The following is a 15,716-nucleotide window of genomic DNA, read 5'->3' as shown; positions in this document are numbered from 1 at the left end:
TCATCCCCCGCGAAAGCGGGGGATCCAGTACGCCGCGGCCTATCGGCTCAACAATGACTGTCTCTGGAATACTGGGTCCCCCGCTTTCGCGGAGGACGACAGCGGAGAATGCGGCGGCGCCGCTGCGCCCTACTCCTCGATCAGCTTCAGCCACTCGTCTTCGGTCAGCACCGCAACACCAAGCTCGCGCGCCTTGGTCAGCTTTGACCCGGCCTCTTCGCCGGCGACGACGTAATCCGTCTTTTTTGAAACCGACCCCGCGACCTTGGCGCCGAGCCGCTCGGCCATCGCCTTGGCTTCGTCGCGGGTGAACTTCGTCAGCGACCCGGTGAACACCACGGTCTTGTCCGAGACCGGCGAGCTCTTGCGCGGCTGCTCGGCGGGCTTGACCTCGATCTGCTGCAGCAATTCACCGAGCGCCTTGACGTTGCGCGGCTCGGCAAAGAACTCGACCACCGCATCCGCGACGATCTCGCCGATGCCATCGATATCGTTGAGGTCCTGGTAGGCCTCGGTGGTGTTCTCCTCGTCCGTGCTGCCTTTGGCGGCGGCCAGCATCGCCTCACGGAAATTCTCGATCGTGTGGTAGTGCCGCGCCAGCAGCTTGGCATTGCCTTCGCCGACATGGCGAATGCCGAGCGCAAAGATCAAGCGGTGCAGGTCGATGTTGCGGCGGGCGTCGATCGCGTCGAACAGGTTGCGCACCGAAGTTTCGCCGTAGCCTTCGCGCTCCATCAATTTGCTGGTCGAACGTTGGTCCCGCTCGCGAAGCGTGAAGATGTCGACCGGCGACATCACCAGTCCGTCCTCGTAGAACTCCTGGATCTGCTTCTCGCCGAGACCATCGATATCGAAGGCAAGGCGCGACACGAAATGCTTCAGCCGCTCGACCGCCTGCGCCGGACAGATCAGCGCGCCGGTGCAGCGGCGCACCGCCTCGCCCTCCTCGCGGATCGCGTGACTGCCGCACACCGGGCAAGTGTCCGGAAACTTGTACGGCTTTGCACTCTTGGGCCGCTTGTCCAGAACGACATTGACGACCTGGGGGATGACGTCGCCGGCGCGCTGCACCACGACGGTGTCGTCGATGCGCAGATCGACGCCATCCCGGATCGGATTGCCGTCGTTGCCGATGCCCTTGATGTAGTCCTCGTTGTGCAGGGTCGCGTTCGAAACCACGACGCCACCGACCGTCACCGGCTCGAGCCGCGCGACCGGCGTCATCGCTCCGGTGCGCCCCACCTGGATATCGATGCCCTTGAGAATTGTCGTCGCCTGTTCGGCTGCGAATTTGTGTGCGATGGCCCAGCGCGGGCTGCGCGACACGAAGCCGAGCCGCTCCTGCCAGTCGAGGCGGTCGACCTTGTAGACCACGCCGTCGATGTCGTAGCCGAGCGAGGCCCGCTCCTCGCCGATCTTGTTGTAGAATTTCAGGACATCGTCGACGCTCTTGCAGAGCGTGATCAACGGATTGACCACGAAGCCTGCTCTGTCCATCCACTCAAGCATGCCGTGCTGGGTGTCGGCGGGCGGCTCGCTCATCTCGCCCCATGTGTAGGCGAAGAATTTCAGCGGTCGTGACGCGGTGATCGACACGTCCTTCTGACGCAGCGAACCCGCGGCCGAATTGCGCGGATTGGCAAACACCGTGTCGTCGGCCGCGGCCTGCTTCTTGTTCAGCTCGAGGAAGTCCTTCTTGAGCATATAGACTTCGCCGCGCATTTCGCAGGCTGCCGGAACGTTGCGTCCCTTCAGGGTGTGCGGGATGTCCTTGATGGTCCGGACGTTGGCGGTGACATCCTCGCCGGTGAAGCCGTCGCCACGCGTCGCGGCCCGGACCAATTCGCCATTTTCATAGCGCAGCGAGAGCGACAGGCCGTCGATCTTCGGTTCAGCGACCAGCGCCGGAATATGGTCGGCATCCAGCTTGAGAAAGCGCCTGATACGTTCGACGAATTCGGTGACATCCTCGTCGCTGAACGCGTTGCCGAGCGACAGCATCGGAACGACATGCTGCACCTTGGCAAAGCCGCGGGCCGGCGCCGCGCCGACCGTCTGCGTCGGCGAGTCCTTGGTGACGAGATCGGGAAACCTGGCCTCGATTGCTTCCAGGCGCTGCCGCAACGCGTCGTAGGCCGCGTCCGATACGGTTGGCGCGTCCTTCTGGTAGTAGCGCTCGTTGTGCGCCTCGATCTCGAGTGAAAGCCGCATGTGCTCGACCTTGGCCTGGGCCTTGGTGAGCTTGTCGACGTCGACCAGCGCTTTCTTCGTCTTGGTGGCCATGGCCGCGACTAGCTCGCCGCCCTGAGCAGCCGTTCCGCCGCCGCCCTCGCCTCCGCGGTAATCTCGGCGCCGGCCAGCATGCGTGCGATCTCCTCGCGGCGGTGATCGGCGGCGAGCGCGTTGACGCGGGTGGCGACGCGCTTGCCCTTGTCGAGCGCATCCTTGGAGATCAGAAGATGCTGGCTGGCACGGGCCGCGACCTGCGGCGCATGCGTCACCGCCATTACCTGCACCTTGCCGGCGAGGCGTGCCAGCCGCGAACCGATCGCATCCGCCACCGCGCCGCCGACACCGGTATCGATTTCGTCGAACACCAAAGTCGGCGCCGAGCCACGATCGGCCAGCACGACCTTCAGCGCCAGCAGGAAGCGCGACAGCTCGCCGCCGGAGGCGACCTTCATCATCGGCCCCGGCTTGGTGCCCGGATTGGTCTGCACCCAGAACTCGACGCGGTCGATGCCCTGCGGCCCCGGCGCGGCGGCATTGGCCTCGACCTGGGTCATGAATTTCGCGCGCTCGAGCTTGAGCGGCGCGAGCTCGGCATTGACGGCCTTGTTGAGCTTCTCGGCCGCCTTGGTACGCGCCGCCGACAGCTTTGCCGCAGCAGCAGCATAGCGCTTGTCGGCCTCACTAGCGGCCGCTTCCAGCTTCTTCAGCTGATCGGCGCCGGCATCGATCAGCGCGACGTCGCCGGCGTATTGCGCAGCCAGCGCGGCCAGCAGATCGACCGGCGTCGAATATTTGCGCGAGGCGGCGCGCAGTGCGAATAGCCGTTCCTCGATGCGCTCGAGCTCGCCCGGATCGAAATCGGTCGCCGCCAGTGCCGCGTGGAGATGCTGGTCGGCCTCTTCCAGCGCGTTGATCGCGATATCGATCGCCTTGACCGCCGGCTCGATCAGGCTGGGCGCATTGGCAGCACGCCGCTCCAGCCGCCGCACCGCCGCGGACAGCGCCGACACCGGCGAATGCGAGCCGCCGATCGCCTCCTGCGCCTCGCGCAGATCGGTCGCGACCTTCTCACCCTGCATCATGGTGGTGCGGCGGTTGGCGAGCTCAGTCTCCTCGCCCTCCTTCGGCGCCAGCGTCTTCAGCTCCTGGGAGGCGTGGCGCAGATAGTCGGCCTCGCGCGCGGCGCGCTCCATGCCGGCGCGATGCTCGTCGAGATCGGCGTTGGCGGTCCGCCTGATTTCCCACAACGCTTCCAGAGCGGCGACGTCCTTCTCGTGGCCGGCGAAGGCGTCGAGCAGCTGGCGGTGGGTGGAGGCGTCGACCAAAGCGCGCTCGTCGTGCTGGCCATGGATTTCGACCAGGACGGCGCCGACCGCCCTCAGGGTCTGCACGCTGATCGCCTGGTCGTTGATGAAGGCGCGGGTGCGGCCGTCGGCGAGCTGCACGCGACGCAGGATCATCTCGCCGGTGTCGTCGAGGCCGTTCTCGGCAAGGATCCCGGCGGCCGGATGCCCCTTCGGGACATCGAACGTGGCGGTGACCTGCCCCTGTTCGGCGCCATGGCGCACCAGGCCGGCATCGCCGCGGCCGCCGAGCGCCAGCGCAAAGGCATCAAGCAGGATGGATTTGCCGGCGCCGGTTTCGCCGGTCAGCACCGCCAGGCCACGGGAAAATTCGATATCAAGCCGTTCGATCAGGACGATGTCACGGATCGATAGACGGGCCAGCATGCGAGGACAATTCCTAGCCGAGACCTATCTTCTTGAAGGTCCTGCTGATCCAGGATCCCTGATTCTCGCTCGGCTCGAGACCGCCGGACTTTACTAGATTATACGCGTCCTTGTACCAGCGGCTGTCCGGAAAATTGTGGCCGAGCACCGCGGCCGCGGTCTGCGCCTCGCCGGCGATGCCGATCGCCATATAGGCCTCGGTGAGCCGGTAGAGCGCCTCTTCGACGTGGCGGGTGGTCTGGTACTGGGTGACCACGGTCTTGAAGCGGTTGATGGCGGCGGTGAAGTCGCGCTTCTCGATGTAATAGCGCCCGACCGCCATTTCCTTGCCGGCGAGCTGGTCGCGCGCGGCCTGGATCTTGTTCTTGGCCTGGGTGGCGTATTCGGAGGTCGGATATTTGCGCACCACCTCTTCGAGCGCCGCGATCGCCTTCTCGGTGCGGCTCTGGTCGCGCGAGATGTCCGGGATCTGGTCGAAATGCGATGCCGCGATCAGGTACTGGGCGTAGGACGCGTCCGGGCTGCCGGGATGCAGGGTCACGTAGCGGGTGGCGGAGCCGATGCAGCTGTCGTAGTCGCCCGCCTGATAGTACGAATAGGCCGACATCAGCAGCGACTTGCGCGCCCAGTCCGAATAGGGATGCTGACGGTCGACTTCCTCGAACTTCTTCGAAGCGGCCTTCAGGTCCTTCTTCTCGTTCATCATGTACAAGCCCTCATTGTAGAGCTTGTCCGCGGGCTCATCGACGAACGTGTCGTCCTTGGCCATGAACTTGTCCCACAGCGCGCCGGTGCCGCAGCCTGAGAGCGGCAACGCCAGCACGATCAGGCCCGCCGCGAAACGCAGCGCGCGCGCGGCCTTGGTCAGGCCGGAGACGTCAGAAGAATTGCGTTGTTCGAGCGCCATACGCATTGCCGACATGGATTGTAAAACCTGACGCCTTTGATGCGGTTAACGGCGACCCCACTCCACCCATGAACCGCGATCACGGATGCAATATCTCTCGTGCCGTTGGCGCCGGATCAAGGCAACCGCGGGCCTGTTTAACCGAAAAATGACCGTCGACCAACCGAATAGGGAGCCAATCCGCCGGGAATAAGGCGACCCGGCGATGCTCACAGCCTGCTGTGGTTATTACGGAAATTGGGCTGACCGGCCAGGCGATCAGGACTTGGGCGATCAGGACACGTCCGGACCGTAAGCCGGGGCGACCAGGCCGCCCACCGCGCTTGCACCGGCTTCGACATGGCCGCGGAGCGGCCGCCGGGCGGTCTCCGATTCGACCACGTGCCAGGCGCTGCGGTCGGCGAGCAGCGCCTTCAGCACCGCGTTGTTGAGCTTGTGGCCGCCGCGGACCGAACGGTAGCTGCCGAGCAGCGGCAGGGCGGCCAGCGCCAGATCGCCGATCACGTCGAGCACCTTGTGGCGGGCGCACTCGTTGGCGTAGCGCAGGCCCTCGGCGTTGAGCAGGCGGGCCTCGTCGAACACCACCGTGTTGTCGAAGGAGGCGCCGAGCGCGAAGCCAGCGCCCCACAGCCGCGCCACGTCATTCATGCAGCCGAAGGTACGGGCCCGCGCGACTTCGCGGCGGAAGCCTTCCGGCGACAGATCGAACGAGTAGGTCTGGTGACCGATCACCTTGTTGGCGAAATTGATTTCAACTTCGGCGCGGAACCCGCCGGCGAACGGACGCAGCTCGCCCATCGCATCGCCGATCTTGACCTGCACCGGCTTCAGTACCTGGATGAAGCGGCGGACGCCGGGCTGGGTCACAATGCCAGCCTGATCGATGGCTGCGACAAACGCCGCAGCGCTACCGTCCATGATCGGAACTTCTGCACCGTCGACTTCGATCGTGGCGTTGTCGACGCCCATGCCGCGCAGCGCGGCGAGAACATGCTCCGCGGTCGAAACCAGCGGCCCTTCGCGGTCACCCAGCACCGTCGCGAATTCGGTGGCGATCACAGCGTCGGCGGTGGCGGTAACTTCGCGGTCGGCACCGTCGAGACCGGTGCGGACAAAAATAAAACCTGCATCGACAGGTGCAGGTCCCAGCGTGAGACTGACAGGAAGACCGGAATGAACGCCTACGCCAGTCACGGTGGCTTGCGACCGAAGCGTTGTCTGACGGCTGAACTTCATTCGATAATGCCCACTACCCGACTTCGCTCAATGCAAGTGGCCAAACTTCCCCAAGGCCGACTCGCATGAGCTCCCCAAGTCCCGGCAGACCATAGTCACAGCCCTAAAGCGCGCCAACTCACGCTTCTTTACGGATTGTTACCCCATCTCCGCCGCATTCGCGCCCAAGGTTAACCAAATTGCGGCAGCGAAAACGGCCCTCGGCGAGTGGCCATCTGACCACCGAAATAATAATTAATCATTTAAAATCAGTTGCTTGTTTACCAGATGCAACCGCCTGCCCGCCAAAAGGAGAAGGCCCCGGCGGTTCCCCGCCGAGGCCTTCTTCGTCGCCAAGGTTGTAACAAACTTCAGTTTGCCTGCCGGCGCAGGAAGGCCGGGATATCAAGATGGTCGTCACCCTGTGGCGCCGGGGCAACAGGCGCTTGGCGGCCATGGGCATCCAATCCCTGCGGTGCCGGGCGCTTCGCATATTCCGATACCGGCGATTCGTTCGCCGAAATCTGCTGGGCGACGCTGCGGGCCGGCTTGCGGTCGGGCAGCGGCGGCATCGTCGGCATCGCCGGACCCGAAGCACGGGCCGCGATTGGCGGCTCGGTCTCTTCGTCGCGGCGGCCGAGGCCGACATTGGCCAGCCGCTGCAGCAGCGACAGCCGGGTCTTCTGCGGGTGTTCCGCCTCGCCGTCGCCGCTGGCCTGGCGGATCTCGGCCTGCGCCGGCATCGGCAGATCCTCGAACTTCGGCATCCGCGGGGCACGGACCGGCGACCGTTCCGCCGCCTGCGGGATGAAGGTCTCGGGCGGCATCGGCTCGTGCTGTTCGGCGCGGGCCGCCTCGTGGTCCGGGAACAACGTCGGCTTCTGGGCGATTGGGCGTACGGTGACGTCACCGTAGGACCCCGGCTGCATCGGCGCCTGAGCCGGTGCGCTGTCCGGGGCAACCGCGGCAGCGATTGCCGCGAGCGCAGCGCGCTCGACGGCCGGACGCTGCTGGGGTGCGGCGGCAGCTGCAATCGGAGCAACCGTCACGCCGGTCGGCGGTTCCAGCTTCTGGGCGCGCTCGGCCATGCGCTGATTGTCGGCACGCAGGCGAGCCGTCAGATCGGCCAGCCGGCTCTCGGGCGAGCCGCCCGGCTGCTGCGCGGGAGCCTGCGCACGGGAAGCGATCGCGGCCTGCTCGATGCCGGTTGCGACCACCGAGACGCGAATGACGCCGTCGAGCGATTCGTCGAAGGTGGCGCCGACGATGATGTTGGCGTCGGCATCGACTTCTTCGCGGATGCGGGTTGCGGCTTCGTCGACCTCGAACAGAGTGAGGTCCTTGCCACCGGTGATCGAGATCAACAGGCCGCGGGCGCCCTTCATCGAGCTATCGTCGATCAGCGGGTTGGCGATCGCAGCTTCGGCGGCGGTCAGCGCGCGCTTTTCGCCGGTGGCCTCGCCGGTGCCCATCATCGCCTTGCCCATTTCCCGCATCACGGCGCGGACGTCGGCGAAGTCGAGGTTGATCAGGCCTTCCTTGACCATCAGGTCGGTGATGCAGGCGACGCCCGAGTACAGCACCTGGTCGGCCATCGCGAACGCGTCGGCGAAGGTGGTCTTCTCGTTGGCGACCCGGAACAGGTTCTGGTTCGGGATGATCAGCAGCGTGTCGACCACCTTGTGGAGCTCGGAGATGCCGTGCTCGGCGGTGCGCATCCGGCGCTGACCCTCGAAGTGGAACGGCTTCGTCACCACGCCGACGGTGAGGATTCCCATCTCGCGGGCAGCCTTGGCAATCACGGGCGCAGCCCCGGTGCCGGTGCCGCCGCCCATGCCGGCGGTGACGAACACCATGTTGGCGCCGGTGAGGTGATCGCGCAGCTCGTCCATGACCTCCTGCGCGGCCGCAGCACCGACATCGGGCTGCGAACCGGCGCCGAGGCCTTGGGTGACCTGGGTGCCCATCTGGATGATGCGCTGCGCCTTCGACATGGTCAGCGCCTGCGCGTCGGTGTTGGCGACGACGAAGTCGACGCCCTGCAACCCGGCGGTGATCATGTTGTTGACGGCATTACCACCCGCGCCGCCGACGCCGAAGACGGTGATCCGCGGTTTCAGCTCGCTGATGTCAGGGGGTGTCAGATTGAGTGCCATGGTTGCCTCTCTCGATTATGCGCGCGTTGGTTCGTCCCGGCCGCTGGCCGCAGGAGCTGGTGAAAATGCAATGAGCCGGGGTGTGGTCATCAGAAGCCCTCGCGAAGCCATCGTCCGACCTTTCCGAAGTAACCGTCTGTCCCTGTCCTGAGCTGCCGCGTACGCCGCGGTTCGACATGTTCAAGATGTGCGTATTGCGGATAGACCAGGAGGCCCGTCGGCACCGAGAACGAGGCGCCCTTCGCCTCGTTCGGCAGCCGGCCGAAGCCGAGCGGGCGGCCGATGCGGACCTGACGGTTCAGGATACGGGTGGCAAGCTCGACGGTGCCGGTGAGCTGCGAGGCGCCGCCGCTCAGCACGACGCGCGCCCTCGGCTCTGCCGCAAAGGGAGAATCCGCGAGCCGGTCACGGACCATTTCGAAAATCTCCTCGGCGCGATGCCGGACAATGTTGGCGATCGTGGCGCGGGACACGATTTGCGGAGTCTCCCGATCATCGCCTGCAGTGGGAACGGACATCAGCTCGCGCGAGTCCGAGCCGCCGGTCAGCACCGTGCCGTATAAAGTCTTGATTCGCTCGGCATCCGCAATGCACGCGCCGATGCCGCGCGCAAGATCCATCGTGATGTGTTGCCCGCCGAGCGCAAATCCGGACGCGTGCACGAGGCGGCCGCCGGAGTAAGTCGCGATCGTCGTCGAGCCCGCGCCCATCTCGACGACGGCAGCACCGAGATCGGCCTCGTCATCGGTCAGGACCGACAGGCCCGCGACATAGGGGCTCGACGCCATGGCTTCGACGTTGAGATGGCAGCGCTCGACCACCAGCATCAAGTTCTTTGCAACCGTCGCGTCCGACGTCACCACGTTCATGTCGACGCCGAACTGGCGCGCCACCATGCCTTTGGGATCGCGGATACCCTTGACGCCATCGAGCGCGTAGCCGACCGGCAGCGCATGCAACACGGTGCGGCCGGCGCCGGCGGCGTGGCGCATGCCCGCCGAGGTGACGCGGCTGATATCGTCCGCGGTCACCGAGCCGCCGTGGATATCGGCCGCGGCTTCAACCAATTGGCCATGCAGCCGGCCGCCGGAGACCGACAGCAGGACGGATTCGACACGGACCTTGGCCATGCGCTCGGCTAGCGCCACGGCATGGCGCACCGCCTTCTCGCATTCGGCGAGATCGACGACGGAGCCGGCCTTGACGCCGCGCGACTGGATCTGGCTGTAGCCGATCAATTCGACCGCATGGGTGCGGCCGCGCAGCGCCTCGTTCGGCGGCGACGGCCTGAGCCGCGCGATCATGCAGGCGATCTTGCTGGAGCCGACGTCGAGCGAAGCCACCATCGCGGTGCGCTTCTGCATCGGGCGGGTCTTCGGGGTCAAATTGCGATCGAGGCCGGTCATGCGGAGTCACCGGCCTTCTTCTTGGACTTCTTGTCCTTGAATAGCTCGTCGCGCGCCTTGCCGGCTTCCTCCGACAATTGCACGATCAGCCGATCGGGCAGGCGCATGTCGATGGCGACGATGTCGCGCGAGAACAGTTTCTCGTCCTTGTCGAGCCTAGAGAGCGCGGCCAGCGCGTTGCCGACATCGTTCTCCGGCAAGCGGACGTCGAGGCCGTCCTTGAGGCGCAGGTTCCAGCGCCGCTCGCCGACGAAGATCGCGGCCTTGGTCACCGAGCGCACCTGCGGATAACGGTCGAGCAGCGCCAGGAAGTCCTGGGCCCTGACATCCGCGCCCTTGCCAACCACCAGCGGCAGATTGAGGAAGCGGCGCGACACGTAGGGCTCGAGCACCGCGCCGTCGGAGGCGATCACCGACAGGCGGCCGTTCTGCTGCCACAGCGCGAAGGCGGTGCGCTCGACGATGTCGATCTGCAGCCGGCCCGGATAGAGCTTGAGGATCGTGGCGTCGGCGATCCAGGGATTGGCCTTCAGCTTGGCGCGCACGGTATCGGCGTCGAGAAACAGCAGCGAGGAGCGGCCATTGACGCCGCCGATCGCAAGCACCTCATCCTGGCTCAGCTGCTTGCGGCCGTTGATGCCCACGGTGGTGATGCGGAAGCCTGCGGAATTGGCCAGCGCGTTGCGGGTGTCGCTGAGCGCGGTGGTGAACTCCTCGAGATGGCCGCCTTTGACGATGCCGAACCCCAGGCTGCCGAACAGGATCGCGAGTGTCGCGACCAGGCCGATGCGGCGCGGCAGATAGCGTTCGACCAGCATGATGTAGCGGTTCGGCGGCTCGCGATCGATCATCTGCGGCGGCCTGGCGGGACGCCGGCGGCGACGCGCGAGAAGGGCACCGACATACTCGCGCAGCAGCACTGCCGCTCCAATAGCGGCTGCTTTCAGGTCAGCTTGAGGCCCCAGCGATCGCAGCGATCGGGTGAGGCGTCCTGCACCATCCATTGCACGAGCTCGTCACATGTTGCGCCCGCAAACCCTGCGGGGTCCCGGCACAAATCACGTCTCGGCTAGACCGGTGGGATTAGAGAGGCCCCCTGTTCCCTGGTTGCGATCCTCGAAGCGGTAATCCGCGACAGCTCACGCCCCGGCAGCCAAGCGCTACATGCGCCGCCAGCGTTAACCTTCGGGCTTCCTGGTAAACAAATGGTAAAGGAGTTCAGCCTGGAGTGTATTTTGATCAACGCTCTGAATACTTTGCCGCGAACCCGTTAGCATTTTAGCAACAGCGCCCGGGTTCCATCCGGCCGAGTCGGGCGGGTTCCCGCCCCGGTTGGCCTTAACTCCTGGCGCGGCGGCGGCCGAGCTCGATCTGGTCGGCCAAGAAGTCGGCAAAGGCGATGCCCTGTGCTTTCAAGGCCTTAGGGTAAAGTGATGCCGCGGTGAGGCCGGGCAGCGTGTTGGTCTCGAGGTAGACCGGGCCATTGGCCGACACGATGAAATCGCTGCGCGAATAGCCGGTGCAGGACAATGCGCGGTGCGCCCGCAACGCATGGTCCATGATTGCGGCGCTGACCTCCGGCGCGAAGCGGCCGGGGCAGATCTCCTGGGTCGACTTCAAAAGGTATTTGGCTGTGTAGTCGAAGCCCCCCTCCGCGGGCACGATCTCGATCGGCGGCAGCGCGAACACCGTGCCGTCAGACTGCTCGAGCACGCCGCAGGTCGCCTCGACGCCCGACACGAACGGCTCGATCAGATAGTCTTCATGCTTCGCCGCATTGCGGACCGCGACGAGGTCCTGCTGTGCGTTGACGAAGATCAGCCCGTAGCTCGATCCGTCCTTGGCGGGCTTTGCGATCAGCCTGCCGTGCTGGGCGAACGCTTCATCGAGCTGTGCGACCGATATGCCCTGCGGCGCGTTGAGGCCCGCGATCGCGGCGAAGCGCTTCGCCGATGGCTTGTCGAACGCCAAATGCGACGACGCCGAGCCGGAGCCGGTGAACGCGACGCCGCGCATCTCGCACATCGCCTGCAATTCGCCGTTCTCGGCGCGGCCACCGTGCAGGCCGAGCACCAGCACGCGCTGCTCGGCGCCTGCTTTGTCGAGTGCCCGGTCGAGCGCGAGGCCGGGACCGCCGGGCTTGAAGTCGACCTCGAAGGGCCGCGTGTGGCCGAGCAGCTGTTCGGACGTCACCGCATGCACGGTGTCGTCGACGTCCCAGAACCAGAGCTCCGCGTCGGGCAGCGCGCGGTGCAGCGCCTGTGCGCTCGCCACCGAGACCAGCCGCTCCTTGTTGGTGCCGCCGAACAGAATGGTCACGTGCATCAGCTCTACTCTATCCTGTCATTCCGGGATGGTCCGAAGGACCAGACCCGGAATCTCGTTTCATTACCTCTGGATTCCGGGTTCGCGCTGCGCGCGCCCCGGAATGACGACTACGAAGCGGTCCCGATCCGCTTGATTTCCCAGTGCAGCTCAATTCCGCTGGTCTGCTTGACCCGCTCGCGCACCGTCTCGCCGAGCGTCTCGATGTCATGCCCGGTGGCGTTGCCGGTGTTGATCAGGAAATTGCAGTGCATCTCCGACACCTGCGCGCCGCCGACCTTGAGGCCGCGGCAGCCTGCGGCATCGATCAATTTCCAGGCGCTGTTGCCGGGCGGATTCTTGAAGGTCGAGCCGCCGGTCTTCTCGCGGATCGGCTGCGCGGTCTCGCGATGGGCCTGCACCTCGTTCATGCGGGCGCGGATCGCATCCGCATCGGTGATCCTGCCGCGAAAGCGCGCCGAGGTGAACACGATGGACGGATCGACGCCGGAGTTGCGATAGACGAACTTCATCTCGGCATTGCCGAACGTATGCTTGGTGCCGTCACGGCCGATGCCGGTCGCCGCCACCAGCACGTCCTTGGTCTCGCCGCCATTGGCGCCGGCATTCATGCGCAGTGCGCCGCCGACCGTGCCGGGAATGCCGAAGAAGAATTCCATGCCGCCGATGTTTGCCGCTGCCGCCGTCTCGGCGACGCGCTTGTCGAGCGCCGCGGCGCCGGCGGTGACGACATCGCCAGCCGCACTTGTCTCGCCAAAGGCACGCGGCGCGAGCCGGATCACGACACCGGGCATGCCGCCGTCGCGCACGATCAGATTGGAGCCGACGCCGACGACATAGACCGGCAGCTCCTGCGGCAGATGCTTCAGGAAGTTGGCGAGATCGTCTTCGTCGGCCGGCGTGAACAGCACCTGCGCTGGACCGCCGACGCGAAACCAGGTCAGCTCCGCCAGCGACTGGTTGGCCAGCAGCCGCCCGCGCAGCTCCGGCATCGCGGCTTTCAGATCGGGCGTGATGTCGGGGAAGGTCATGCTGCGACAACCGGCTCACGAGCTGTATTGAGATCGCGTCGCATCGCATCTGGCGTCAGCGCCCGGGGCTTACCCCTCGCCCCAGCCCTCCCCCGCAAGGGGGGAGGGAGCCGGATGAGCGTGCTCACGTTACGTCGAGTCACAACCGCGCTTTGACTCGTCGCACGAGTTAGGCATGCACCGGCGGAAGGGTTCCCTCCCCGCTTGCGGGGGAGGGTTAGGGAGAGGGGTGAGCCGCACGGGCGGCGCTCGCGATGAGCAACGAACATCATCACCCCAGCGCCTTCAATTCGTCGGGCAGTGCGTAGGCCCATTGCGTGATGTTGCCGGCGCCGAGGCAGACGACGAGGTCGCCGGACTTGGCAATGCCGTGAACGATCTTGGCGAGCTCGCCGGCGTTCGGCAGCGGGACAACGTTGCGATGGCCGTGGGCGCGCAGGCCGGCGGCGAAATGATCGCGGTCGATGCCTGCGATCGGCGTCTCGCCGGCCGGATAGACCTCGGCGACCACGACCGCGTCGGCGTCGTTGAAGCAGGTGCAGAATTCCTCGAACAGCGATTGCAGGCGGGTGTAGCGATGCGGCTGCACCACGGCGACGATCTTGCCGTTGGTGGATTCGCGCGCCGCCTTCAGCACCGCCGCGATCTCGACCGGATGATGGCCGTAATCATCGATCACGGTGATGCCGTTCGTCTCGCCGGTCTTGGTGAAGCGCCGCTTGACGCCGCCGAAGCCGGCCATGGCCTGGCGGATCACGTCGTCGGACACGCCGAGCTGATGCGCGACCGCAATCGCCGCCGTCGCGTTCGACGCGTTGTGGCGCCCCGGCATCGGCAGCATGATGTCAGCGATCTCGTGCGTCGCGCCGGTCTTGCGGTCGCGGATCGCGACCTTGAATTTCGAGCCGCCGCCCATCGGCGTCAGATCCAGCAGCTGCGCGTCGGCCTGCGGATTCTGCCCGTAGGTGATGATGCGGCGGTCCTCGATCTTGCCGACAAGAGTCTGCACCACGGGGTGATCAGTGCACATCACGGCAAAGCCATAGAACGGAACGTTCTCGACGAAATTGCGGAATGCGTCCTGGATCGCCTCGAAGGTCTTGAAGTGATCGAGATGCTCGGGATCGATATTGGTGACGATGACGACATCGGACGGCAGCTTCAGGAACGTGCCGTCGCTCTCGTCGGCCTCGACCACCATCCAGTCGCCAGCGCCGAGCCGCGCATTGGAGCCATAGGCATTGATGATGCCGCCATTGATCACGGTCGGATCGAGCCCGCCGGCGTCGAGCAACGTCGCCACCATCGTGGTCGTGGTGGTCTTGCCATGGGTGCCGGCGATCGCGACGCAGCTCTTCAGCCGCATCAGCTCCGCCAGCATCTCGGCGCGCCGCACCACGGGAATGCGCCGCGCGCGCGCCGCCATCAGCTCGGGATTGTCGCGCTTGATCGCAGTCGAGACCACGACGACGTCGGCGCCATCGACGTTCTCGGCGGTGTGGCCGACCGAGATCTTGGCGCCCTTCTTGCGCAGCCGGTCGAGGTTGTAATTGTCCGACGCATCGGAGCCCTGCACGGTGTAGCCGAGATTGATCAGCACCTCGGCGATGCCGCTCATGCCGATGCCGCCGATCCCGACGAAGTGAATGGGTCCGATCTCGCGCGGCAGTCTCATGATCCGGTTCCTGATATCATCGTCCGTGCGCGCCTCACATCGGTCGCGCTGAGTACTGGATGCCCCGCTTTTCCCATGCGTGACAAGGGCTTTTTCCACCCCGCAGCCGCGGAAATGTCGCTGTTGTCAGCTACCGGCCGGTGCTGGTGATCTGACGTCACGGACATCTCCATCTCGGCCCCGGCGGCTACGCCGCTCCCGGCCGCACGGCGCGCGCGGCGAACTCATCCTGCATCTCGATGACGCGAAGATAATTGCGCAGCCGGTTGGTCTCGAGCGCGCGCAGCAGCTTGTTCTGGTGATAGGGCAGCACGAGCTCGGCAAGCTGTGCACTCCAGGCGGCGTTCATGTCGAACAACACCCCTAAGCCGAACACGGCGGGGATCTCGGCGAAGCCGAACTCCCTGCCCTGCGCCAGCTCCTCCGCCAGGAAGTCATCGATTGCGGTCATCACGCCATTGCGCGCACCGCCGGCGACGTTCGCGAATGCAGCGAAGCCCGCGCCGCGAAATCCACGGCCCTCGACCAGCACCGGGCGATCCAGCGTGGCGCCGGCATCGTAACTGTGCGGATGGCGATACGCGGCGGGAATCTGGCCGGGCGCGTAATACATGTCGCGCCGCCCGCAGGGCCAGCCGACATCGTGGAGGAAGACCAGCACGGGCTTGCCGTCACGGCGGCTGATCGCCTCGATCTGCCTGAGCTCGTGATAGACCGTGTACCAGTTGTGGTCCCCGTCGACGATCCAGGCATCGGGTGCATCCAGTTCGCCGAACGCATCGAGGCTGGTCTGCGCCAGGTGGCGCACATCCGGATTGGCGCTCACCCAATCGAGGAATTCGCGCTTCGGCGCCGGATCGACGCTGGTGAACCGGCCGCCGCGGGCCCGGCAGTGATCGGCGAGCAGCCCCGACATGCCGCCATACTCCGCACCGATCTCGACGATGTTTTGCGCATCCGAAAGGCGCAGCGCTTCGAGGATCAAGTCCGAGAATTCCGAGACGGAGTGAATCAAAAGACCCGTCATGATCAAGTCTCC

General features: G+C 65.6%; 11 protein-coding genes and 1 pseudogene. All 12 read right to left on the bottom strand.

Going from position 1 to position 15,716, the window contains the following annotated elements; all coding sequences use genetic code 11:
- Positions 1-129 precede the first annotated feature (129 nt).
- A complete protein-coding gene (gene ligA, locus AAFG07_RS13110) occupies positions 130-2,283 on the bottom strand; it encodes an NAD-dependent DNA ligase LigA (protein ID WP_342727631.1) in 2,154 nt (717 codons plus the stop codon).
- 8 nt (positions 2,284-2,291) lie between these two features.
- A complete protein-coding gene (recN, locus tag AAFG07_RS13105) occupies positions 2,292-3,962 on the bottom strand; it encodes a DNA repair protein RecN (protein WP_342727630.1) in 1,671 nt (556 codons plus the stop codon).
- 13 nt (positions 3,963-3,975) lie between these two features.
- Positions 3,976-4,869 carry an outer membrane protein assembly factor BamD gene (locus tag AAFG07_RS13100; protein ID WP_342729143.1) on the bottom strand — a complete coding sequence of 298 codons (894 nt, stop codon included), beginning with the start codon at positions 4,867-4,869 and terminating at the stop codon, positions 3,976-3,978.
- Between the two features lie 273 nt (positions 4,870-5,142).
- On the bottom strand, positions 5,143-6,105 hold the full coding sequence (gene lpxC, locus AAFG07_RS13095) for a UDP-3-O-acyl-N-acetylglucosamine deacetylase (RefSeq protein WP_342727629.1): 963 nt from the start codon (positions 6,103-6,105) through the stop codon (positions 5,143-5,145).
- Between the two features lie 350 nt (positions 6,106-6,455).
- Entirely contained in the window at positions 6,456-8,240 is a 1,785-nt protein-coding gene (ftsZ, locus tag AAFG07_RS13090) for a cell division protein FtsZ (RefSeq protein ID WP_092115916.1), read from the bottom strand.
- Between the two features lie 89 nt (positions 8,241-8,329).
- The gene (ftsA, locus tag AAFG07_RS13085; protein WP_342727628.1) at positions 8,330-9,646 is read right to left on the bottom strand and encodes a cell division protein FtsA; all 1,317 of its coding nucleotides are present in this window, start codon (positions 9,644-9,646) and stop codon (positions 8,330-8,332) included.
- Complete coding sequence (locus AAFG07_RS13080) at positions 9,643-10,650, bottom strand: FtsQ-type POTRA domain-containing protein (RefSeq protein ID WP_342727627.1); 1,008 nt, start codon at positions 10,648-10,650, stop codon at positions 9,643-9,645. Before AAFG07_RS13080 ends, ftsA begins: the two co-directional genes overlap by 4 nt.
- Positions 10,590-10,912, bottom strand: a pseudogene (locus tag AAFG07_RS13075) (D-alanine--D-alanine ligase); the annotation flags it as partial. The pseudogene AAFG07_RS13075 and the gene AAFG07_RS13080, both read right to left, overlap by 61 nt.
- 72 nt (positions 10,913-10,984) lie before the next feature.
- Positions 10,985-11,971, bottom strand: coding sequence for a D-alanine--D-alanine ligase (locus AAFG07_RS13070; protein ID WP_342727626.1), 987 nt, complete (start codon positions 11,969-11,971; stop codon positions 10,985-10,987).
- Positions 11,972-12,081: 110 nt separating this feature from the next.
- On the bottom strand, positions 12,082-13,002 hold the full coding sequence (gene murB / locus AAFG07_RS13065; RefSeq protein ID WP_342727625.1) for a UDP-N-acetylmuramate dehydrogenase: 921 nt from the start codon (positions 13,000-13,002) through the stop codon (positions 12,082-12,084).
- Between the two features lie 271 nt (positions 13,003-13,273).
- Positions 13,274-14,677 carry a UDP-N-acetylmuramate--L-alanine ligase gene (gene murC / locus AAFG07_RS13060; RefSeq protein WP_342727624.1) on the bottom strand — a complete coding sequence of 468 codons (1,404 nt, stop codon included), beginning with the start codon at positions 14,675-14,677 and terminating at the stop codon, positions 13,274-13,276.
- Between the two features lie 187 nt (positions 14,678-14,864).
- Positions 14,865-15,704, bottom strand: a complete 840-nt coding sequence (locus AAFG07_RS13055) for a class I SAM-dependent methyltransferase (protein ID WP_342727623.1) — start codon at positions 15,702-15,704, stop codon at positions 14,865-14,867.
- Positions 15,705-15,716 lie beyond the last annotated feature (12 nt).

Origin of the sequence: Bradyrhizobium sp. B097 (assembly GCF_038957035.1) — a bacterium.
Classification (GTDB): domain Bacteria; phylum Pseudomonadota; class Alphaproteobacteria; order Rhizobiales; family Xanthobacteraceae; genus Bradyrhizobium.
This window is presented reverse-complemented; position numbering and strand designations above follow the sequence as displayed.